This is a genomic window from Pseudomonas sp. MH10 (assembly GCF_034353045.1).
Classification (GTDB): Bacteria; Pseudomonadota; Gammaproteobacteria; order Pseudomonadales; family Pseudomonadaceae; genus Aquipseudomonas.
The window spans coordinates 2,627,840-2,648,282 of record NZ_CP133783.1; the positions used below are offsets into that span (position 1 = coordinate 2,627,840).

The 20,443-nt window shown below is 56.2% G+C and carries 20 protein-coding genes and 1 pseudogene; 13 read left to right on the forward strand and 8 right to left on the reverse strand.

What is annotated here, in order from left to right; all coding sequences use genetic code 11:
• Positions 1 to 80: 80 nt before the first annotated feature.
• Positions 81 to 542, forward strand: coding sequence for a PAS domain-containing protein (locus RHM59_RS11710; RefSeq protein ID WP_322167788.1), 462 nt, complete (start codon positions 81 to 83; stop codon positions 540 to 542).
• Positions 543 to 592: 50 nt separating this feature from the next.
• Positions 593 to 1,201 (forward strand): hypothetical protein, encoded by a 609-nt coding sequence (locus RHM59_RS11715; RefSeq protein WP_322286598.1) that lies wholly within the window; start codon positions 593 to 595, stop codon positions 1,199 to 1,201.
• 39 nt (positions 1,202 to 1,240) lie between these two features.
• Here the strand turns inward: RHM59_RS11715 and RHM59_RS11720 are convergent, their stop codons facing one another.
• Positions 1,241 to 2,206 (reverse strand): MerR family transcriptional regulator, encoded by a 966-nt coding sequence (locus tag RHM59_RS11720; protein ID WP_322184165.1) that lies wholly within the window; start codon positions 2,204 to 2,206, stop codon positions 1,241 to 1,243.
• A gap of 201 nt (positions 2,207 to 2,407) precedes the next feature.
• On the opposite strand from RHM59_RS11720, the gene RHM59_RS11725 reads away from it, so the two are divergent.
• The 6 genes from RHM59_RS11725 (at position 2,408) to RHM59_RS11750 (ending at position 5,491) form a co-directional block, all read left to right on the forward strand.
• Positions 2,408 to 2,980: an antibiotic biosynthesis monooxygenase gene (locus RHM59_RS11725; RefSeq protein WP_322167785.1), complete on the forward strand. Its 573-nt coding sequence runs from the start codon at positions 2,408 to 2,410 to the stop codon at positions 2,978 to 2,980.
• Between the two features lie 164 nt (positions 2,981 to 3,144).
• Positions 3,145 to 3,855: a dihydromonapterin reductase gene (gene folM / locus RHM59_RS11730; protein WP_322170750.1), complete on the forward strand. Its 711-nt coding sequence runs from the start codon at positions 3,145 to 3,147 to the stop codon at positions 3,853 to 3,855.
• A 21-nt stretch (positions 3,856 to 3,876) separates the two neighbouring features.
• Positions 3,877 to 4,437, forward strand: a complete 561-nt coding sequence (gene folE, locus RHM59_RS11735; RefSeq protein ID WP_322286599.1) for a GTP cyclohydrolase I FolE — start codon at positions 3,877 to 3,879, stop codon at positions 4,435 to 4,437.
• Between the two features lie 2 nt (positions 4,438 to 4,439).
• Positions 4,440 to 4,811 (forward strand): dihydroneopterin triphosphate 2'-epimerase, encoded by a 372-nt coding sequence (gene folX / locus RHM59_RS11740; protein ID WP_322167783.1) that lies wholly within the window; start codon positions 4,440 to 4,442, stop codon positions 4,809 to 4,811.
• A 49-nt stretch (positions 4,812 to 4,860) separates the two neighbouring features.
• Positions 4,861 to 5,157, forward strand: coding sequence for a DUF1244 domain-containing protein (locus tag RHM59_RS11745; protein ID WP_322167782.1), 297 nt, complete (start codon positions 4,861 to 4,863; stop codon positions 5,155 to 5,157).
• The gene (locus RHM59_RS11750; RefSeq protein WP_322167781.1) at positions 5,150 to 5,491 is read left to right on the forward strand and encodes a HopJ type III effector protein; all 342 of its coding nucleotides are present in this window, start codon (positions 5,150 to 5,152) and stop codon (positions 5,489 to 5,491) included. Before RHM59_RS11745 ends, RHM59_RS11750 begins: the two co-directional genes overlap by 8 nt.
• 58 nt (positions 5,492 to 5,549) lie before the next feature.
• Here RHM59_RS11750 and trxB read toward each other — a convergent pair whose 3' ends face one another.
• On the reverse strand, positions 5,550 to 6,512 hold the full coding sequence (trxB, locus tag RHM59_RS11755) for a thioredoxin-disulfide reductase (RefSeq protein ID WP_322167780.1): 963 nt from the start codon (positions 6,510 to 6,512) through the stop codon (positions 5,550 to 5,552).
• 367 nt (positions 6,513 to 6,879) lie between these two features.
• Here trxB and cysZ point away from each other — a divergent pair, with 367 nt between their 5' ends.
• Positions 6,880 to 7,647, forward strand: coding sequence for a sulfate transporter CysZ (gene cysZ / locus RHM59_RS11760; RefSeq protein ID WP_322167779.1), 768 nt, complete (start codon positions 6,880 to 6,882; stop codon positions 7,645 to 7,647).
• 712 nt (positions 7,648 to 8,359) lie between these two features.
• On the opposite strand, the gene RHM59_RS11765 is transcribed toward cysZ, so the two are convergent.
• The 4 genes from RHM59_RS11765 to RHM59_RS11780 form a co-directional block, all read right to left on the reverse strand.
• Positions 8,360 to 9,463 carry an NADH:flavin oxidoreductase gene (locus tag RHM59_RS11765; RefSeq protein ID WP_322167778.1) on the reverse strand — a complete coding sequence of 368 codons (1,104 nt, stop codon included), beginning with the start codon at positions 9,461 to 9,463 and terminating at the stop codon, positions 8,360 to 8,362.
• Entirely contained in the window at positions 9,453 to 10,091 is a 639-nt protein-coding gene (locus tag RHM59_RS11770) for a TetR/AcrR family transcriptional regulator (RefSeq protein ID WP_416195069.1), read from the reverse strand. The genes RHM59_RS11765 and RHM59_RS11770 overlap by 11 nt, the downstream gene beginning before the upstream one ends.
• 161 nt (positions 10,092 to 10,252) lie before the next feature.
• The gene (locus tag RHM59_RS11775) at positions 10,253 to 10,735 is read right to left on the reverse strand and encodes a glutathione peroxidase (protein ID WP_322167776.1); all 483 of its coding nucleotides are present in this window, start codon (positions 10,733 to 10,735) and stop codon (positions 10,253 to 10,255) included.
• Positions 10,736 to 10,856: 121 nt separating this feature from the next.
• On the reverse strand, positions 10,857 to 11,342 hold the full coding sequence (locus tag RHM59_RS11780; RefSeq protein WP_322167775.1) for a peptidylprolyl isomerase: 486 nt from the start codon (positions 11,340 to 11,342) through the stop codon (positions 10,857 to 10,859).
• Between RHM59_RS11780 and RHM59_RS11785 the strand changes: the two are divergent.
• The 3 genes and pseudogenes from RHM59_RS11785 to RHM59_RS11795 all read left to right on the forward strand — a co-directional run bounded on the left by RHM59_RS11785 (position 11,311) and on the right by RHM59_RS11795 (position 14,860).
• Positions 11,311 to 11,650, forward strand: a pseudogene (locus RHM59_RS11785) (DUF3565 domain-containing protein). The gene RHM59_RS11780 and the pseudogene RHM59_RS11785 overlap by 32 nt on opposite strands.
• Positions 11,651 to 11,761: 111 nt before the next feature.
• Complete coding sequence (gene pta / locus RHM59_RS11790; RefSeq protein ID WP_322167774.1) at positions 11,762 to 13,852, forward strand: phosphate acetyltransferase; 2,091 nt, start codon at positions 11,762 to 11,764, stop codon at positions 13,850 to 13,852.
• Between the two features lie 81 nt (positions 13,853 to 13,933).
• Positions 13,934 to 14,860, forward strand: a complete 927-nt coding sequence (locus tag RHM59_RS11795) for an acyltransferase (protein ID WP_322286601.1) — start codon at positions 13,934 to 13,936, stop codon at positions 14,858 to 14,860.
• 132 nt (positions 14,861 to 14,992) lie between these two features.
• Here RHM59_RS11795 and RHM59_RS11800 read toward each other — a convergent pair whose 3' ends face one another.
• Positions 14,993 to 15,691 (reverse strand): OmpA family protein, encoded by a 699-nt coding sequence (locus RHM59_RS11800; protein WP_322167772.1) that lies wholly within the window; start codon positions 15,689 to 15,691, stop codon positions 14,993 to 14,995.
• A 441-nt stretch (positions 15,692 to 16,132) separates the two neighbouring features.
• On the opposite strand from RHM59_RS11800, the gene RHM59_RS11805 reads away from it, so the two are divergent.
• Positions 16,133 to 17,323 carry an HD-GYP domain-containing protein gene (locus tag RHM59_RS11805; RefSeq protein ID WP_322167771.1) on the forward strand — a complete coding sequence of 397 codons (1,191 nt, stop codon included), beginning with the start codon at positions 16,133 to 16,135 and terminating at the stop codon, positions 17,321 to 17,323.
• Between the two features lie 222 nt (positions 17,324 to 17,545).
• On the opposite strand, the gene RHM59_RS11810 is transcribed toward RHM59_RS11805, so the two are convergent.
• Positions 17,546 to 20,290, reverse strand: a complete 2,745-nt coding sequence (locus RHM59_RS11810; RefSeq protein ID WP_322286602.1) for a LuxR C-terminal-related transcriptional regulator — start codon at positions 20,288 to 20,290, stop codon at positions 17,546 to 17,548.
• Between the last annotated feature and the right edge of the window lie 153 nt (positions 20,291 to 20,443).

Sequence of the window (20,443 nt, forward strand, 5' to 3'; positions counted from 1 at the left end):
CGGTAAAAAGGACGGCATTATGCCCCAACCGGGCACGATGTTTTAGAATGCGGACCTAGCAATCATGTCGGAAGTTTTCAATGATCAATGCAAAGCTACTGCAACTGGTAATCAATGCGTCGAACGACGGCATTGTGGTCGCTGAGCAAGAAGGCGATGACAACATTCTTATCTATGCAAATAAAGCGTTTGAGGCCCTTACCGGCTATCAAGTAGACGACATTCTGTATCGTGACTGCCGCTTTCTGCAGTCAGGTGACCGGGATCAACCTGGGTTAGAACTGATCCGCCAAGCCATCGCCGCAGGGTCGCCCTGCCGAACAGTGCTGCGCAATTACCGTAAAGACGGCACCGCTTTCTGGAACGAATTATCCATTACGCCCGTGTTCAATGCTGCGGATCAACTGACCTATTTCATCGGTATCCAGAAAAATGTCACTGAGCAGGTCGAGGCTCAGCTACGGGTTGTCGAACTGGAAGCCGAGCTGGCATTGGCACGAGCAGAAATCATAGTGCTTAAATCGATAAGCGGTCCTAACTAACAGCTGAACGAGTTGTCCGTTTCTCATTAATCGCACACTAGAGCTTCAACATGCAGCGCGATACCTTGCTGACCCAAGACGAGCTGGACTTCATTCAAAACATGCAGCACAACCCGAAACTGAACGTGCGTGATACGTCGCGTAGCCTGTTGGTCAATGGTGGTGTGCAGATTCATGAATTGTTGACGCGTCTGGCCGCCCACGAGCAGGTAACCCTCCAAGCACAGTTCGAAAATCAGCAAATGACCTTCCCGCTGCACTTGGTGGAAGATGAATTCCACGCCATGCACTTGCAGTTGGGCGCGCCCAGCATCTATGAAGAAAAAGACTCAATGAGCCGCCCATGGCGCTTGAGCTTGCCTGAGCCGCTGCCATTGAGAACCGAGAAAGGCTCACAGTCGGCGATGTGGGTTCACGAGATTTCGTTCAAGGGCGTGCTGGTGGAACACCGCAAGGCGACTAAACCCCCACACTACTTTTCGCTGTGGTTTTGTCCGGCAGGACATGCACCCATCGCTTTGCGCGGCACGTTCGAACGGCTCACAGACCAGGGACTGGCGGCTTACCGTCTGAGTCAACGAAACAAAGAAGGCACCGAGTTGCTGCGTCAGTACATCCTGCAGCAGCATCAATTGGTTCATCCCGCACCGCTTGAGTGACCTCGGCTTGCGGCTTAGACGGACAGTCAAGCCAACCGGCTACGAGTCCAGATGCCCTGCCAAAAATTGCTGTAACCGTCGCTGCATCACAAGCCCGTCACTTCCAAGACACGCAATGGGCGAACCTACCAAACTGTCTTGCGCCAGATCCGATGCCTCGCCAGCCAACAACACCGGGCAATCCAGCATTAACGCCAAGCGCTGCAAGCGTCGAGGCAGATCAGCGGTGGGTGGGTGGTTGGAATACAGCACCAAGACCTGCGGCTGAGTTTTTTCGCATACCAGGCTTAACTCTTCCAGCGGCTGACCCAAGGCCAATACGCTAATTGAGGTACCGGTCGTTCCCAACAACAGACCCGCCACCCACAACTCCAGCTCCCGGCATTCTCCAGGTAGGGCGGCCAGCAACACGGCTGTTTCTCCGGTACCGCGGGACATCTGCAGACGTTGCAGGGTTCGTCCCCGCAGAAACGCATCAAGAAATAGCCATTCACTCGCTTGGCCAAACTGGTCCTGATGCAACAAGAACTCTTGCCACACGGGCATGAAAATAGCTTGGAACACCACGATCATCGGATACGTCGAGAATATTTGACCGTATAACTGCTCCAGACGGCGCTCGTCGAACGCTCGCGTCGCACGGCGCACCTGTGATTGCCATTCAGCCCACTCCTTGAGTGACCCATCTTCCCGGACAGCACCGGGCACGCCTATGACGACGCTGGCTTTGGCGAGGATTTTACCGACCTTACTGACCGCTACGCCGCGCTCGATCCAGCCAAGAATGCTGCGAACTTCTTCAATATCAGCTTGGGAATAGAGGCGATGGCCGCTGTCGGTACGGGTAGGCTGAATAAGCCCGTACCGCCGTTCCCATGCGCGCAAGGTGACGGGATTGATCCCGGTCATGCGCGACACTTCGCGGATAGGAAATAATTCTTCTTGCTTCAAGCCGTCTAGCTGCAGGCCGCCATCTAGAGCGGGGCCGTTAACAGAATCAGTCATGGCAGGCATCAATTGAAAACAATCGAGCATTGTACTCACAACGCTGCCGCTCACAAACAGTCCTGCGGCGACAAGCCTGTGGCTTTATTTCCGATTTAAGGAATAATCCTTGCTTGTCATTTGAATGCAGCCCACCACCCCGGTGCTGCGTTATGCGCGCTCCCTACCCGGGAGTTTCGCCCCGTCTTACGGAGATACACAATGTCTACCTCCCCTGTAACCCTTATGGTTGCTCGCCGTGTCGCCCATGGCCGCTATGAGGAACTGATTGCCTGGTTACGTGAAGGCGAACAATTGGCCACTGATTTTCCCGGCTATCTGGGCTCTGGCGTCCTCGCCCCGCCCCCGGATGGGGACGAATTCCAGATCATCTTCCGATTTTCCAACCGGGACACCATGCACGCCTGGGAGCACTCTGCATCCCGAAGCACGTGGTTGGTGCGTGGCAGCGGCCTGTTTGCTCAACCTTCCGAGCATCGAGTCAGTGGTATCGAAGGCTGGTTTGGTGGCGCGGGTCAGCGCCCACCACCACGCTGGAAACAGGCGGTGGCCATCTGGCTGGCGTTCTTCCCGGTTTCTTTAGTGTTCAACTTCGTACTCGGCCCGCTGCTGGGTGAATTGAATCTTCTGGCGCGGGTGCTGGTTAGCACGCTGGCCCTCACGCCGCTCATGGTGTTCCTGTTTATTCCGTTGTCGACGCACTTACTCGCGCGCTGGCTGCACAGTGCGCCTCATGCACCTATCCGCACGTCTGAAACCGCGCCCGGCCGCTAGATAGTCCACCACGGAATGCCCGGCGCCTCGCCGCACGGGTTGTTCGGTCATAGGCATTGGTATAACTTTGCTCCAGAAGATAGCCAATTGCTGGCTTCGTTGGTTCGAGCACGAAGCCCGTCTATCGGCCTCTGGAACGACCTTTACTGATGCGCGAGTTGCCCATGGTTTTCCCCACCCCACCTGTCCTGATTACTGGCGCCAGCCAGCGAGTCGGCCTGCATTGCGCAAAACGCTTGCTCGCGCACGGGCAGCCCGTCATTGTCAGCTACCGCAGCGAACGCCCTGGCGTGCAGCAGTTGCGCGACTTGGGGGCCGTGGCCATTCATGCCGACTTCACCTCGCAAGCGAGCATTCTGACGTTCATCGAGCAACTCAGCACTCACACCGACAGCCTGCGAGCGATCGTCCATAATGCATCGCAGTGGTTGGTGGAAACGCCAGGAGATGAAGCCGCAGCGTTTGCCCACATGTTCAACGTCCACATGTTGGCGCCGTATTTGATCAATCTGCGTTGCGCCCACTTATTGCACCGTTCACCCACGGCCGACATCGTTCACATCAGCGATGACGTTACCCGCAAAGGCAGCAGCAAACACATTGCCTATTGCGCCAGTAAGGCCGGACTTGAGAGCTTAACGCTGTCATTCGCCGCAAAGTTCGCACCCCGAATCAAAGTCAACGGCATCGCGCCAGCGCTGTTGATGTTTCAACCTGACGACGACGCGGCGTACCGCGCCAGCACCCTGACTAAATCCGCCATGGGCATCGAGCCCGGAGCCGAGGTGATCTATCAGAGCCTGCGATATCTGCTGGACAACCCTTACGTTACCGGCACAACTTTGACTGTAAACGGCGGTCGGCACCTTAAGTAAGTCGCCCCGTGAGGATCCTTGATGACCTTGTCCCTGCCAAAGCATTACCGTGAAATTCTTGTTGGCCTGGGTGAAGACCCAGATCGCGAGGGCTTGGCGGACACACCGAAACGTGCCGCGAAAGCGATGCAGTATTTGTGTCGAGGCTACACGCAGAGCATCGAAGAAATCGTCAACGGCGCACTGTTCGCCTCCGACAACGATGAGATGGTGATCGTCAAAGACATCGAGCTGTATTCGCTGTGCGAACATCATTTACTGCCGTTTATCGGCAAGGCCCACGTGGCTTATATTCCCACGGGCAAAGTGCTGGGTCTTTCCAAGATTGCACGTATCGTGGACATGTTCGCCCGCCGCTTGCAGATCCAGGAAAACCTGACCCGGCAAATCGCCGACACGATTCAAGAAGTGACCAACGCCGCGGGCGTGGCCGTGGTGATTGAAGCGCACCACATGTGCATGATGATGCGCGGCGTCGAGAAACAGAACTCGACCATGATGACTTCGGTGATGCTCGGTGCATTCCGTGAATCGAGCACGACCCGTCAGGAATTTTTGCAATTGATCGGACGGAGCAGGTAAGCATGCCTAGACTTGAACCAGGAACCGCGCGGATTCGGGTCAAAGACCTGGGGTTGCGTACTTTTATCGGCATCAATGAAGACGAGATCCTCAATAAACAGGACGTGTTGATTAACCTGACCATCCTCTACGCGGCCCAAGATGCAGTGCGTGACAATGACATTGATCACGCACTCAATTACCGCACCATTACCAAAGCCATTATTCAGCACGTGGAAGGCAATCGCTTTGCGCTACTCGAACGCCTGACTCAAGAAGTCCTTGATTTGGTCATGAGCCATGAGGCGGTGCTGTACGCCGAGGTCGAAGTTGATAAACCGCACGCCCTGCGTTTCGCCGAATCGGTGTCGATCACCTTGGCTGGGCAGCGCTGATTGAAGACATTTACGATCAAAACCATTCAACTTCCTGCCAGAGCCCATCATGACTGACCAACAACGCCTTGAACTCGAAGCCGCATCGTTTCGCCGGCTGGTCGCGCACCTGGACAGTCGCAAAGACGTCCAGAACATCGACCTGATGAACCTTTCCGGTTTCTGCCGCAACTGCCTGTCCAAATGGTACAAGGCCGCCGCTGACGAAAAACACATCGACCTCAGTCTCGACGACGCCCGCGAAGTGGTTTATGGCATGCCGTACGGCGAGTGGAAAAGCAAATTTCAGCAAGAAGCCAACGCGGAACAGAGCGCTGCGTTCGCTAAGGACAAAAAGCATGACTGACTTGAACACCCTGCGCGCCAGCCTTCGCAGCGGCCAACATCCTTTCGCCGATACCTTGGTGTTCATCGCTGAAGGCTATGCTTATCAACCGCAAGCCTTCACCAACGGCAACGTCGAAAACGCCGCCGGGCAGAACGAAGGGTCGTGCAAGATCGTCGGGCTCGCAGTGCTTGAAGGGTTAAGCGACGAAGAAACCCTGCTCGCGTTCGGCGAACACTACCGCTCGGTACAGGCCACGCCAGAGGGCAGCGACCACGCCAACATTCGGTCGTTGATTGTTAACGGGCTGGCGGGTGTGACATTCGCAGGCAAGTCGTTGACGCGCAAAGAGTGAACTCAGGGGCGTTAAAAAACCGGCCTAGGCCGGTTTTTTTGTTGCAGAACGAATCGTCTTAGAACGCAGCGTTCTTCAGACCATCAAGATAACGCTCGACGTCCAATGCCGCCATGCAACCTGCGCCAGCAGAGGTAATCGCTTGGCGATACACATGGTCAGCCACGTCGCCCGCAGCAAACACACCGTCAATGTTTGTTCCAGTGGCATTACCTTCGCGCCCGCCTTGAACCACCATGTAGCCGTCTTTCAACGTCAGTTGGCCTTCGAACAACGAGGTATTGGGCGTGTGGCCGATGGCGATAAACACACCATCCACCTTCAGCTCGTCCCGGGTACCATCGTTGTTGCGCAACGCAGCACCGGTCACGCCCATCTTGTCGCCGAGGACCTCTTCCAGTGTCGAATTGAGCTTGAGCACAATCTTGCCTTCGGCAACACGCACAAATAGCTTGTCGATCAGTATTTTCTCGGCGCGGAAGGTTTCGCGGCGATGCACCAGCGTTACTTTGCTGGCGATGTTGGCCAAATACAGCGCTTCTTCAACGGCCGTGTTACCGCCACCGATCACAGCCACTTCGCGGTTGCGATAGAAGAACCCGTCGCACGTCGCGCAGGCCGAAACGCCCTTGCCCATGAACGCTTCTTCCGACGGCAAGCCCAGATAACGAGCACTGGCACCGGTCGCAATAATCAGCGCGTCGCAGGTGTAAGTCGCGTTGTCGCCCTTAAGGCTGAATGGCTTACCAGCAAGATCCACCGCATTGATGTGGTCGAACACCACTTCGGTTTCGAAACGCTCAGCGTGCTCCTTCATCCGCTCCATCAACACCGGGCCGGTCAGACCGTGAGGGTCACCCGGCCAGTTATCAACCTCGGTGGTGGTGGTCAATTGACCACCCGCCTGCATACCGGTGATCAGCAACGGCTTGAGGTTGGCCCGTGCGGCGTAAACCGCAGCACTGTAACCGGCAGGGCCGGAGCCGAGAATAATCACTCGAGAATGACGTACTTCAGACATGACACGCTCCTATTGACCGGCCATTGTGACGCGTGGTCGGGTCGCCGGCGTACCGGCTGGAATAAAAAGGACCGCACAAGCACTTGGGGAAGGCTTTAAACACGGCGGTCCTGAAAACTGAGGCGGCGACCGGAGCCACTGCCAGGTATTGCCAAGTCGATAAGTTGTTGAGAAGACTATCGAGGAGGCGAAGATTAAGGAAATATGGATTCACAATCCAGCTCATAGGCCACCTCTATACCGACACATCTGTAACAACCGCTGACCTAGACTTTACCTTGCCGCGATTGTTACTGCGAATGTCGCAGCTTCCGCCCGTCTCGCAAAGCCGGTAAGGTCTGCCCGATTCCACTCATCGGAGGCTGCCATGCCTGCCCCTGTACTCTCCGGCCCACAATACCTGCGCGAAGGCCTGAGATTAGTCCTTACCCCTGGTTTGCGGCTGTTCGTTTTGCTGCCATTGACCATCAATCTGTTGCTGTTCGGCGGGCTGATCTACCTCGCCATGCATCAATTTGGTATGTGGGTCGACACCTTCATGCCAGAACTGCCGACATGGCTGAGCTTCCTGAACTACATCATCTGGCCGTTGTTCGTCACGCTAGTGATACTGATGGTGTTCTTCACCTTCACCATGATCGCCAACGTGATTGCCGCGCCCTTTAACGGCTTTCTGGCGGAAAAAGTGGAAGTGGTCCTGCGGGGCACCGATGACTTCCCCACTTTTAGCTGGGGCGAGCTGTTCGCCTTGGTGCCGCGCACCTTCAGCCGCGAGATGCGCAAGCTGGGCTATTTCTTACCCCGCGCCATTGGGTTGCTGATCCTGTCTTTCATTCCTGTGGTCAACGTCATCGCCGCCCCGTTGTGGCTGTTGTTCGGCGTCTGGATGATGGCAATTCAATACATCGACTACCCCGCCGACAACCACAAACTCGGCTGGAACGAAATGCTCGCCTGGCTGCGGCAGAAGCGTTGGCAGAGCATGGGCTTTGGCGGAATCGTTTATCTGGCGCTGCTGATTCCGGTCGTGAATGTACTAATGATGCCCGCAGCAGTTGCGGCCGCGACGTTGTTTTGGGTGCGGGAGGGTGGGAATCTGGCGGTGGAAAAGCAGGTGGCTGGTAAGGTTCGCTAGCCTTTGACTATCAGCACGCGGCACAAATACAGCCTGCAGGAGGGTCCGCCACGTCTTCGACGTTGCGCTGTCGCGCAGCAAACTGGGAAGCACTTTGTGTGCTTCGAGATTGCAGCGTGTCAGGACGGAAGCCTTCCCGAATAAATTCGGTCCCACAGATTTTGGGGCTGCACAGATTTTTGTAGGAGCTGCCGAAGGCTGCGATCAGGTCCGAAGGACCTTCGCCGACAAGTTGGCTACAGATGGCCGCCTGCCCGCAGATCGCCCGTGAATTGAATATCAAATTACGGAAAGAGGCCCCGTGAAACCATGCGGCCGAACGCAGGCGTTGCGCAGGCTGTGACGAGGCAAGGATGCCGAGTAAGCCGTGCGCGGCCAGGGACGGCCGCTCACGGCGACCCCCGGAGCAACGCCGGAGTGAGGGAAGACCGAGCCTAAGCGAGGGCCCGCATGGTGGGGCAAGCGTTTTGGGGGACCTTTTTGCGGTTCGGCGCTCCGACGTTTGAAAAAGGTGCCTCGCTGTAAAAGCGAAACCATAAGCTCAGCAACCACAAAGGCCGGATATACACGCCAACCCCAGCGCCAACCCATTGCTTTAAAAGATTAAAAAATAGTTTGATAAGAGCGAACGTGTTCGCGAGGCGGCGTGACAGGTACACCGCATCAGGCTTCTCGCCAACACGTTGGCTCCTACAGGTTAATTTCCGTTCACTCAGACCAACGTGGTCAACGCTTCACGGCTGAACGGGAGGATGTCTTGCTCGCGGCCTTCGCGTACTTTCTGTGCCCAGTCTGGATCGACCAGCAGCGCACGGCCGACGGCTACGAGGTCGAACTCGTCGTTGCCCAGTCGCTTGAGCAGGTTGTCCAGGCTCGCCGGTTGCGCAACTTTGTCGGTATCGACCATGAACTGCAAGAACTCACCATCCAAGCCGACGCTGCCCACGGTAATGGTTGGTTTGCCGGTCAGCTTGCGTGTCCAGCCGGCAAGGTTGAGGTCCGAACCTTCGAACTCTGGTTCCCAGAAGCGGCGGGTCGAGCAGTGGAAAATGTCCACGCCGGCGTCAGACAGCGGCTTGAGGAATTCGCCCAAGGCTTCCGGGGTCAAAACGAGGCGCGCGGTGTAATCCTGCTGCTTCCATTGCGAAAAACGGAAGATGATCGGAAAGTCAGGACCGACCGCTGACCGCACAGCCTCGATCAACTCGATGGCGAAACGTGAACGGCCTGCCAGGTCGCCGCCGTATTCATCGGTGCGCTGGTTGGTGCCTTCCCAGAAAAACTGATCGACGATATAACCGTGGGCGCCGTGGATTTCAACGCCGTCCATGCCAATAGCTTTTGCATCCCGGGCGGCCTGAGCGAAAGCGCCGATCACCTCCTGGATATCCTGCTTCGACATGCCGTGAACCACGACCTTGTCATCCTTGAGTTTTTCCATCGGGCCGTAAGCCGGTACGTCGCCATCGGGTTCTGTGCCCAAGCGACGCACAGCCCCTACGTGCCACAACTGCGGCACGATTTTGGCGCCTTCGGCATGCACCGCATCAACGACTTTTTTCCAGCCGGCCAACGGCGCTTCACCAAAAAACTGTGGAACGTTCGGGTAACCGTTGGATGCTTTGTGATTGACCGTGGTGCCCTCGGTGATGATCAAACCCACTCCCGCAGCCGCTCGCCGACGGTAGTACTCGATGACCTTCGAATTGGGCACACCGCCCGGAGAAAACGAACGGGTCATAGGCGCCATAACCACCCGAGACGGCAACTGCAAGGTGCCCAGGCTGAAGGGTTTGAACAAAGCTTTAACTGGCATGTAACGCTCCTCGGGAATCAATCGGTAGCAGAAGATCGGGCTTCAGCAGATGCTCAAGCTGGTTCAGAAAAATGTTCAGGGATGCCGCGCTGCTTCTGACTTTCATGCGCATCAGCGCCCCTTCCCAGGCGTTGGCAACAAATTCGGCAAGCGCCGCACAGTCAGTGTTTTCCGGTAACTGGCCGGCATCACGGGCGGCTGTCAGGCTCTGGGCCAAAATCGCCACCGAGCGCTGCAAAATGTTCTCGACCTGGCTGGCGATGGGCAAGCATTCGCCGGCCATTTCAAAACTCAGGCTGCCTATAAAACAATGATGCTCCGGCTTTTCTTGGCGGGAAAAATGCACGATCACGTCGCGGTAGTAACCCAAAATCCGTTCACGCGGGCTTTGTGCAGGGTCGTTCAGGGCCGCTTCATAACGCAGCAGTCTTGGCCCGTACAGGTACTCAAGCGCTTGCACGGCGAAATCTTCTTTGCTGGCGAAGTAGTGATAGAACGAGCCTTTGGGAATGCCCGCGGCCTGTACGATATCCAGCACACCGGTCCCGTGGTAACCACGACGGGTCATCAGGTGAGCACCTTGGGCAAGGATCAGATCGCGCTTATCGAGTCGCAGGGATGTGTTCATGGCGCCGAGCATATGACCGGTCGTCTAGACCGCGCCAGCACTATTGATGAGGGTGATTTAGGAAGACAAGTCAGACGAGCAGAAGGGAAAACCACTGCGCAGAAATGGATCAGCTTGCCGGGTTTGAATGACCGCAACCCGGCGAGGAGAGCGCGGCTAAATTACTTCAGCGCTTTTTCAATGGCGTGAATCACTGCGGGATCATCGGGTGGTGTGCGTGGCGAGAATCGGGCGAGTACCCGGCCGTCTTTCCCTACCAGAAATTTCTCGAAATTCCAGGTGATGTCACCCGGAAACTCAGCACCTTCGCCTGCCAACAAACGGTAAAGCGAGTGACGATGATCGCCGTTCACTTCCAGCTTGCTGCCCAGTGGAAAGGTGACGTTGTAGTTCACGTCGCAGAAGCTCTGAATCTCTTCTTCGGTACCCGGTTCTTGACCGGCGAACTGGTTGCACGGCAAACCCAACACGCTGAAACCCTGATCCCGATACTCCTGATAGAGTTTTTCCAGCGCGGCATACTGCGGCGTCAGGCCACACTTTGAAGCGACGTTGACCACCAACACTACTTTGCCCTTGAGAGGCTTGAGAGGCAGGTCCTGGCCATCCAGAGCTTTTAATTTAGTGTCGTGAAAAGCACTCATGACGAACTCCAAATAACGAGCGGACGAAAAAGGCGCCCGCATCAGGCCGTGAAAACGAGCCCGTCGTTTTCACGCAACCTGTCAGGGCGCCTTGCCGGCTAACTGAGCTTAGCAGCACAAATCAGTGGTGATGGCCGCCTTCGCCATGCACGTGACCATGAGCAACTTCTTCCTGGCTGGCATCGCGAATTTCAACGATTTTGACGTCGAAATTCAGGCGCTGGCCGGCCAATGGATGGTTGCCATCAACGGTAACGTCATCGCCGTCCAGATCACGGACGGTCACAATTTGCATGCTGCCATCAGGGCCGGATGCATGGAATTGCATACCGACTTCGAGTTCGTCGACGCCTTCGAACATGCTGCGGCTCAAGGTGCTGACCAGTTCAGCCTGATACTCGCCGTAAGCGTCTTCGGGTTCGATGGACACTTTGAGTTCATCGCCGACGTTCTTGCCATCCAGTGCTTTTTCCAAGCCTGGGATGATATTACCTGCACCCTGCAGGTAGACCAGCGGCGCGCCGCCAGCAGAACTGTCGATGACCTCACCAGCGTCGTTGGTCAGGGTATAGTCGATGGAGACGGCCTTGTTCGCGGCGATCGGCATGGGGCGAGACCTTTGCTTGAGAATTGAAGAACGTGCAAGTTTAACCAAGCGCTCGCCCGAAAGCGAACGCAACTCTGACGGACGGCCCATTGCACAACAGCACACTCATTGATTTTCGTCAGGACGATGATGGCCATTGGATAGCCATTCTTTCGTGTGGACACACCCAACATCTACGCCATCAACCGCCTTGGCAATCTAGAGCCTGGGTGCTTGATCCGTTGAAGCGCCAACAACAAATAGGTAAAAGCTTTGCTTGTGGCTGGTGTGCGCAGAGCCCGGATAACGATAACCTTACGCCGCACTGATTCGCCACGAATTGACGACGTGGTGATCCGCGATGAACACACATGACGTAACCCGATATTTTTGCCTGGCTGCCCCGTACAGCCCTTGCACTGCTCAATCGAGATGTCCGCATGCAAACTTTTTTTATCGCCCCCACTGACTTTGGTGTGGGCTTGACATCCATCAGCCTTGGCCTAGTGCGCACCCTCGAACGCGCAGGTCTTAAGGTCGGCTTTTTCAAGCCTATCGCTCAACCGCATCCCGGTGACTTGGGGCCTGAGCGCTCGTCCGAGCTTATCGCCCGCACCCATGGCCTCAAGCCGCCCAAGCCGCTAGGGTTGGCGCACGTCGAGCGCATGCTTGGCGACGGTCAGCTGGATGAGCTACTGGAAGAAATCATTAATCTGTATCAAGAAGCGGCCGTCGGCAAAGACGTGCTGATCGTTGAAGGCATGGTCCCTACCCGCCACGCCAGTTATGCAGCTCGGGTCAATTTGCACCTGGCGAAAAGCCTGGATGCCGACGTGATCCTCGTCTCGGCGCCCGAAAACGAAGTGCTGGCCGAGCTTTCCGGCCGGGTCGAGTTACAAGCGCAGCTGTTTGGCGGTCCGAAAGACCCGAAAGTCCTCGGCGTCATTCTGAACAAAGTGCGCACCGACGAAAGCATGGAAGCCTTCGCTACCCGCCTTAAAGAGCATTCGCCGTTGTTGCGCAGCGGTGAATTCCGCTTGTTGGGCTGCATACCTTTTCAGGCCGATCTGAACGACCCGCGCACCCGCGACGTTGCCGACCTGCTTGGCGCGCAGGTTCTGAATGCGGGGGACTACGAACAACGGCGCATGTCGAAAGTCATCATCTGTGCACGCACCGTGCTCAACACCGTGGCACTGCTCAAACCCGGCGTATTAGTGGTGACCCCCGGCGATCGCGATGACATCATCCTCGCGGTCAGCCTCGCAGCCATGAATGGCGTGCCATTGGCCGGTTTGTTGTTGACCAGCGACACCGTGCCAGACCCTCGCATCATGGAGCTGTGCCGTGGCGCGCTTCAGGCAGGCTTGCCCGTTTTGTCGGTGAGCACCGGTTCGTACGACACTGCAAACCAGTTGAATCAGCTGAATAAAGAAATCCCCATTGATGACCGCGAGCGCGCCGAAATCATTACTGACTTTGTCGCCGGGCATTTGGACGCGACATGGTTGCATCAGCGGTGTGGCACACCACGGGAAATGCGCCTATCGCCGGCCGTGTTCCGCTATCAATTGATCCAGCGTGCTCAAAACGCTAATAAGCGCATCGTGCTGCCTGAAGGCAGCGAACCCTTGACCATCCAGGCGGCGGCCATTTGCCAGGCGCGCGGCATCGCTCGTTGCGTACTGCTGGCCAAGCCCGAAGAAGTGTATGCCGTGGCTCAGGCGCAAGGCATCGAACTGCCGCCGGGCTTGGAGATTCTGGACCCCGACTTGATCCGCGAGCGCTACATCGCGCCCATGGTCGAACTGCGCAAAAACAAAAGCTTAAATGCGCCGATGGCCGAACAGCAGTTGGAAGACACCGTGGTGATTGGCACCATGATGCTCGCACTGGATGAAGTCGACGGGCTGGTCTCGGGGGTTATTCACTCCACGGCCAATACCATCCGCCCGGCCTTACAACTGATCAAGACCGCACCGGGTTGCACGCTGGTGTCGTCGGTGTTTTTCATGTTGTTTCCAGAACAAGTGCTGGTCTACGGCGACTGCATCATGAACCCGCACCCAAGCGCCGCCGAGCTGGCTGAAATCGCTCTGCAAAGCGCTGACTCAGCAGTGGCATTCGGCATTGCGCCCAGGGTCGCGATGATCAGTTACTCCAGTGGCGAATCGGCCAGTGGCGAAGAAGTGGAGAAGGTTCGCGAAGCCACGCAACTGGCCCACCGGGCACAAAGCGACCTTCAAATCGATGGCCCGTTGCAGTACGATGCCGCCGCCAATGAAGACGTCGCCCGCCAACTGGCACCAAACAGCCCAGTCGCTGGTCGCGCCACCGTGTTTGTGTTCCCGGACCTCAACACCGGCAATACCACGTACAAGGCGGTGCAACGCAGCGCCGATTGCGTCAGCCTTGGCCCGATGCTGCAAGGGCTGCGCAAACCGGTGAACGATCTGCCACGGGGCGCTCAGGTGGACGACATCGTTTACACCATCGCCCTGACAGCGATTCAAGCCGCTTACCTGTCCTGAGGTCCAACCCTCAACCCCTAAACCAGTGCCGCCGGACCACCCGGCGGCATCCGATATTTTTTCGCGGAGGCCTCGGCCCATATGCTGGATTTTTTACCTGCTCCACTGCGCGGCATCATTGCCTCGCTGCTATTGGCGCTAAACACCGTTGTTTGCTGCACGCCGCTATTCATCGTCGCCATCGTAAAGTTGTGCCTGCCCTTCCCGGCCGCACAACGGTTTACCGACTGGCTGATGAGCCACATTCACGAGACCTGGATTAGCAACAACAAAGCCTGGATGAACCTGCTGCGCAAGACGCGCTGGCACTTGAGTGGACTTGAAGGGCTGGACTATCAGCACTCGTACTTGATTACCAGCAACCATCAAAGCTGGGTCGACATCATGGTGTTGCAATACGTGCTTAACCGACGTATCCGCCCGCTGAAGTTCTTTCTCAAGCAGGAATTGATTTGGGTACCGGTAATTGGCTTGGCGTGGTGGGCGCTGGGCTTCCCGTTCATGAAACGTTACTCCAAGGCCTACCTGGCCAAGCACCCGGAGAAAAAAGGCAAAGACCTGGAAACCACCCGGCGTACGTGCGACAAGTTTCGCAACAACCCGGTGGGCATTTTCAACTTCGTGGAAGGCACACGCTTCACCGAGAGCAAGCACGCCGAGCAGAAGTCGCCGTTTCGCTATCTGCTAAAACCCAAAGCGGGCGGTATCGCCTTTGTGCTGGACGCGATGGGTGAGCAACTGGAGTCCATTGTCAACGTAACGATACATTACCCCGGCCGACGCCCTGGCTATTGGGATCTGCTGTGCGGCAACGTCGAAGAGATCGTGGCGCATTTCGAAGAGGTAAAAATTCCGTCGCAGTTCATCGGCAAAAATTACGACCAGGATGAAGAATACCGTCGGGAATTCCAGCAGTGGATTAATACGCTTTGGGATGAGAAGGATTTATTGCTGCATGCGATGCATCGAGATTACCCAGCGAGGGGTAAAGACAGGAATCAGGGGTAATACAAACCTCTGCACACTGTGGGACCGAATTTATTCGGGAAGCAGGCGACGCGGTCTGTCAAAACGACCATGTGCTGCCTTCCCGAACAAATCGGTCCCACAGATTTTTGCGATGCAAAGATCTCCTAACCCTTACTGCTGCTGATACTGCTGCCCAGGAATCGGCTTCAAATTGACCTCAACCCGGCGGTTCTGCGCCCGGCCGTTAACATCAGCGTTGCTGGCAATCGGTTGGTCTGGCCCTACTCCGCCTACTGCCAGGTGAGAAGGATCAATGCCCTGCGAGGTCAAGTACGTGCTGACGCTCTGCGCACGTTGCAGCGACAAATCCATGTTGTGCTGACGGCTGCCGGTGCTATCGGTAAAGCCAACGATCTCGATCATGTTTTGGTTGTATTGCTTCAACGAGCCCGCCAGGTTATTTAGCGGCGCATAAAAGCTTGGAGCAATGGCTGAAGAGTTCGTGGCGAAGGTGATATTGCCCGGCATGATCAGCTTGATCTGATCACCTTGACGCTGCACCTCAACGCCGGTGTTAGCCATGCTCTTGCGCAACGCAGCCTCTTGCTTATCTGCGTAATAACCGTAACCGGCAGCCCCGGCGCCGACCACGGCTGCGCCAATCAAAGCTCCTTTGCCACGATTGCCGTGATCGATGGCAGCCCCCGCGACGGCCCCCGCCAACGCACCCAAACCACCATATTTAGCCGTGTTGCTCACGCCGCCAGAACCGTTGTTCTGAGGTTGATTGCTGTACGGGTTCGGCGACGCGCAACCGGCCAACAAAGCGACAGCGGTAGCGATAATCATCGAACGATACGAGGTAAACATTTTGGCAACTCCTGTTTATCATCTAAGCAGCTTCACGGGGCCGAAACGAACGTCACGCCGCAGCCGTGCGCAATTTGAACATCATTTTAAATAGAAATTCCTTAAGCTCCCCTGAACGGCGCTCACGCACGAAAGAATAGAATTAGACACTCCCACAATCCGATCGAATACATCGTTCAAAATCGCTGCAAAAAAACATCCGCATAAGCCTGACGTGAACAATACTTACCCCTTCGAATCTGACCCTATAGCCTATTTACACGCCGTTCAAAAGCAGCCAAGCTGCGATGGCACAATGCAATCACAGCGTTACCAATTCAAAAAATCGACGTCCGCACAGGCCGAGATACCAAACGGGTCATGAGAGTTATAAGAATAAAAAAAAGGCGTCGAAACACAGTCGGTTCCGATGCAGGCAAGCGTTGCAGTAGAGAGAACCACATGCTCAGGAAAATCTTGACCTCTGATATCGTCGTTGGCATGTACATCCATCAATTCTGTGGTGCGTGGATTAATCATCCTTCCTGGAAAGGCAGTTTCGAAGTAAAGGATGTGCAAGACATCGTGCGAATTCAGCATTTAACCATTACGGAAGTATGGGTTGATTTAAGCAAAGGTAGACCGCCGTCAGCTGCCTCCTCCATCGTGATGACCTGTCCGGCAAGCCCCGTTCCTGTGAGTTTGGACGAAGAACTGTCCGAAGCATTAAAGATCTGTGTAAGAGCCAAAACAGCCGTGATCGCGATGTTTAATGACGCGCGACTGGGCCGGGCAATCAGCCCAAAACAAAGCTCGGAACTGGTCGCCGAAATCACCGACTCGATCCTTCGGCACCCGCACGCACTGCTTAGCCTCTCGCGGTTGAAGACCTCGGATGACTACACCTATATGCACTCCGTGGCTGTTTGCATACTGATGATCGCGTTAGCCCGGCAGTTGAAGTTAGCCCCGGAACAGGTCAAGGAAGCGGGTATCGCTGGGCTCATGCACGATGTCGGCAAAATGATGATCTCAAACGCCATCCTCGACAAAGCCGGAAAGCTGACCGCAGAAGAATTCAACCGCATGAAAGATCACCCTGAAGAAGGGATGACTATTCTCGAAAGAACCGCAAGTTTCGGCGCCGAAGTGCTGGACGTATGCCTGCATCACCACGAAAAAATAGATGGCACGGGCTACCCGCACGGCCTGGCTGGCGACCACATCAGCCTGTTTGCGAAGATGGGCGCGGTCTGCGATGTGTATGACGCAGTGACGTCTGAACGCCCGTATAAAAAAGGCTGGGGCCCGGCACACTCCATTCGTGAAATGGCCACGTGGAAAGGACACTTCGACGAAACCGTTTTCCGGACCTTCGTTAAAACGGTGGGCATCTATCCTATTGGCGCACTCGTGAGTCTAAAGAGTGGTCGTTTGGGGGTAGTCATGGAGCAAAACAGTAGTTCGCTGCTAACTCCGAAAGTTAAGGTGTTCATGTTGATGAGCGACAAGACACCCCTTCCACATGAGATTATCGATCTGGCCAGCATCGACCCATACGATAAAATTGTTGAGGTTGAATCCGCAGAAAAGTTAGGCATTAGCAATACGGAAGTATTGTGGTCAGGTATACCTTGGGGCACAGACGTTTAGTTATGGGTCAAACGTGGGACGCTAATCCGCCACACGACTGACGCCTTCGTGCAGCCATCGGGTTGGCGCTTTGCGTGGTTTGAGGTTACAGCGTGTCAGGACCGAAGCCTTCCCGAATAAATTCGGTCCTACAGATTCTCGCGATGATCAGCCTGAAAGACCTTCGCCAACACCTAGGCTTTACAGATGGCCGTTTATACAGATCCGATGCAGCCAAGCAATTCAGCCAAACAACCCCAACTCCTGAGCCCGTGCAACGGCCTGAGTGCGACGCTCCACACCTAACTTGCTGTTGATGTGGCTGGCGTGGGTTTTTACGGTGTGCAGCGAGATAAACAACTGCTCACTGATTTGCTGATTTGAGCAACCTTGGGCGATGAGTTGCAGCACTGACAACTCCCGGGCGCTGAGTTGTTCCGAGCCGTGCAGCGGTTCGCATGGCGCACGAAAACTGATAGTCGCGCAGGGCAACAAGGCCAACAATTTATCGCGACTGACACTCGGCGCGGCGTGCTGCAGTTGGGCCCGTAGCCATTGCGGGTAATCGCGCAGCAGCCAGTGAAACGGCAGAAGTGCTCCGCCGCTGGACGCCTGCAAACTGCGGATGAACAACGCCCGGGCCTCAGGCTCGCGCGAGGTACCCAGTAGCAAAAGGATGTGCTGGATCAGCGCCGCCGTGTAGAGGGCCTGCGCGCCTTCGTCCTGCGCCTGTTGTGCCAGCGAACGCAACCGCTGTTCAGACTCAGGCAGCAGCCCTTGAACACGTTCGAGGGCTGCTCGTTGCAGCTCGATGTGTTGCGGCAGTTGCGGATGACATTCTGGCGCAATGGCAGGCTGATTACCGCTGTAGGTCTGCGACAACCGCAGCAGCCAGACTTCGGCAAGGTCTATCCGGCCCTGAGCCAGCCACAGCTCACATTTGACCAAAGTGATCATGGCCAAGTAGTAAATCGGCGGCACATCCCAAATATGCATTAGCCGCTCGGCCTCGGCCAATTCAGCGAAGGCCTCGGCAAATCGGCCACTGCGCCCGTCCAATCCGGCGATGACGCACTGCCCGATCAACACGCTGATGTCACGGCAGGCTCGCGCTTGCGCCACGCCCACCACCAACAGCGCCCGACCCGCTTCAGGCTCCAAGCGCATGGTCAGCAAATGACCTTCATACAACGTCAGCCGTGCCCGAATGGCGTACAGCCGCTGAGCAGGAAGGTCCTTTAGTCGGTTGATGCCCTGACGAACTTCGTCCAGTGCCCGTAATGTTTCACCACGCGCTTGTAATACCCGCGCCCGGTCGTAATGCGCCAACGCTTCGAACAACGGATTGGCGACCCGCTGCGCCAGTTCGAGTGCTTCACGGTTAAGCGTGCGCGCGCGCTTGGCGTCGCCATCGACCACCGCCAGATTGGCCAGCGTCGATAAGCACATCAGGCGTTGGCCGTAGCGCTTTTGCGGCAGGCTCTCCAAGGCTTCGGTGCAATACAAATGGGTTTTGGCGCTGTCGCCGCGACCACGCGCGATGATGCCACTGAGCGCCAACCATTGGGCGAGCATGGATTTTTGCGCGGTGGCCGAGGGTGCGGGCAAGAAACGACTGAGCTGATTGGCCAGCTCTTCAGCCGCGTCCAACTGGCAGGCAAGACCCAATGCCCAGCTGTAGAGCACGATCAAACGCGGCGTACTGACCAGCAAGCTGTCGGGCAGGTCCATTTTCCAGCGCAGCAACATGCCAACGTTTTGTTCGGCCAGCAGTTGCTCCTCCGACAGGTTTTGCACCAGGTTGGCGGCGACTTCAGGGTGACCCGCACGCAGCGCTTCCTCTACCGCCTCGTCCAGCAATCCTTGCTCGCTGAACCAACGGCACGCATTCAGGTGCAGACGAGTTTGCAGCGGGCTAGATCCGATATCGGGCCGACTGCGCAGCAGGTCAGAAAATAGATGGTGGTAACGGAACCAGCGGCCATGCTCATCCAGCGGGACCAAAAACACCTGATGTGCTTGCAGGTAACCCAGCATTTCTGCGCTGTCGTGGCGATCGCGCGCAGCGTTGCACAGCTCACTGCAAAATCGTTCAAGGCACGCGGTGTCGTATAAAAACGCTTGAGCATCGGGCGGCAAACAATCGATTACCTCTTCGAGCAGGTAATCGCGAATCATCCCTTCCCCGCCGTGTAACGCTTGGGGCAACGCGCAGGCATCGCCCACTTCAGAGGCAGCCAACAACCAGAATCGCAGCCCGGCAACCCAGCCTTCGCTGCGGCGCACCAGGCTTTCTAAAATGTCACTGTTAAGCGAACTGCAGGACTGGTCGAGCACCGCCAGCGACTCGGGGTCGGTCAGGCGCAAATCCTGCTCATTGAGCTCAAGCAGGTGCCGCGACAAACGCAACCGTGCCAAATGCCACCCTGGCCGTTGACGGCTGGTGACCATGACCGTCAGTCCGTCAGGTAAATGATTGAGAAAAAACTGCAGGCAACGATCCAAAACCGCGCCTTGCGCCAGATGATAATCATCGAGCACCAATAACAGCGGCTGGTTAACTGACAAGTGAGTTGTCAGCTCATCTAAAAGGCCGTCGAGCCATTCTTCGAAAGCGAACGGTTGATGTCGCTGGCGCATCTTTAGCAGGCCCAACGACTGACTCCCCAGCAACGGAAAAAACTGTTGCAAGCCTGCAAGCAGGCGCTCAAGAAAGCGCCCCGGATCACTGTCGCGATGGCTCAAACCCAACCACAGACTTTGCCATTGGGCAGGCAAACCTTGGCAAAACTCCACGGCCAACGAACTCTTGCCAAAACCCGCTGGAGCGCTGACCAGTAATAGCCGTCCCGCCAGGCCCGCACTTAAGCGCTCACACAGACGCGGACGCAGTACATAACCTTCGGGCAACGGTGGACGAAAAAAACGACCCTCCAGCGCTGGAACAGCGTGGCCGGCAACTCCTTGCAGACGGGACAAATCAGTCATAGCCGGCTCTTGTTTTTAAAGTGCTGTTATCGGCAATACGGATGTCCGCAGACTAGCGGGTAAATCGATATTTTTGTAGTTGTCGGTCAAAGATATCCAAAATGACAAAGACATTAGTTCCCTGCTAACCAGTCACGCATAAAAAAACGCCCC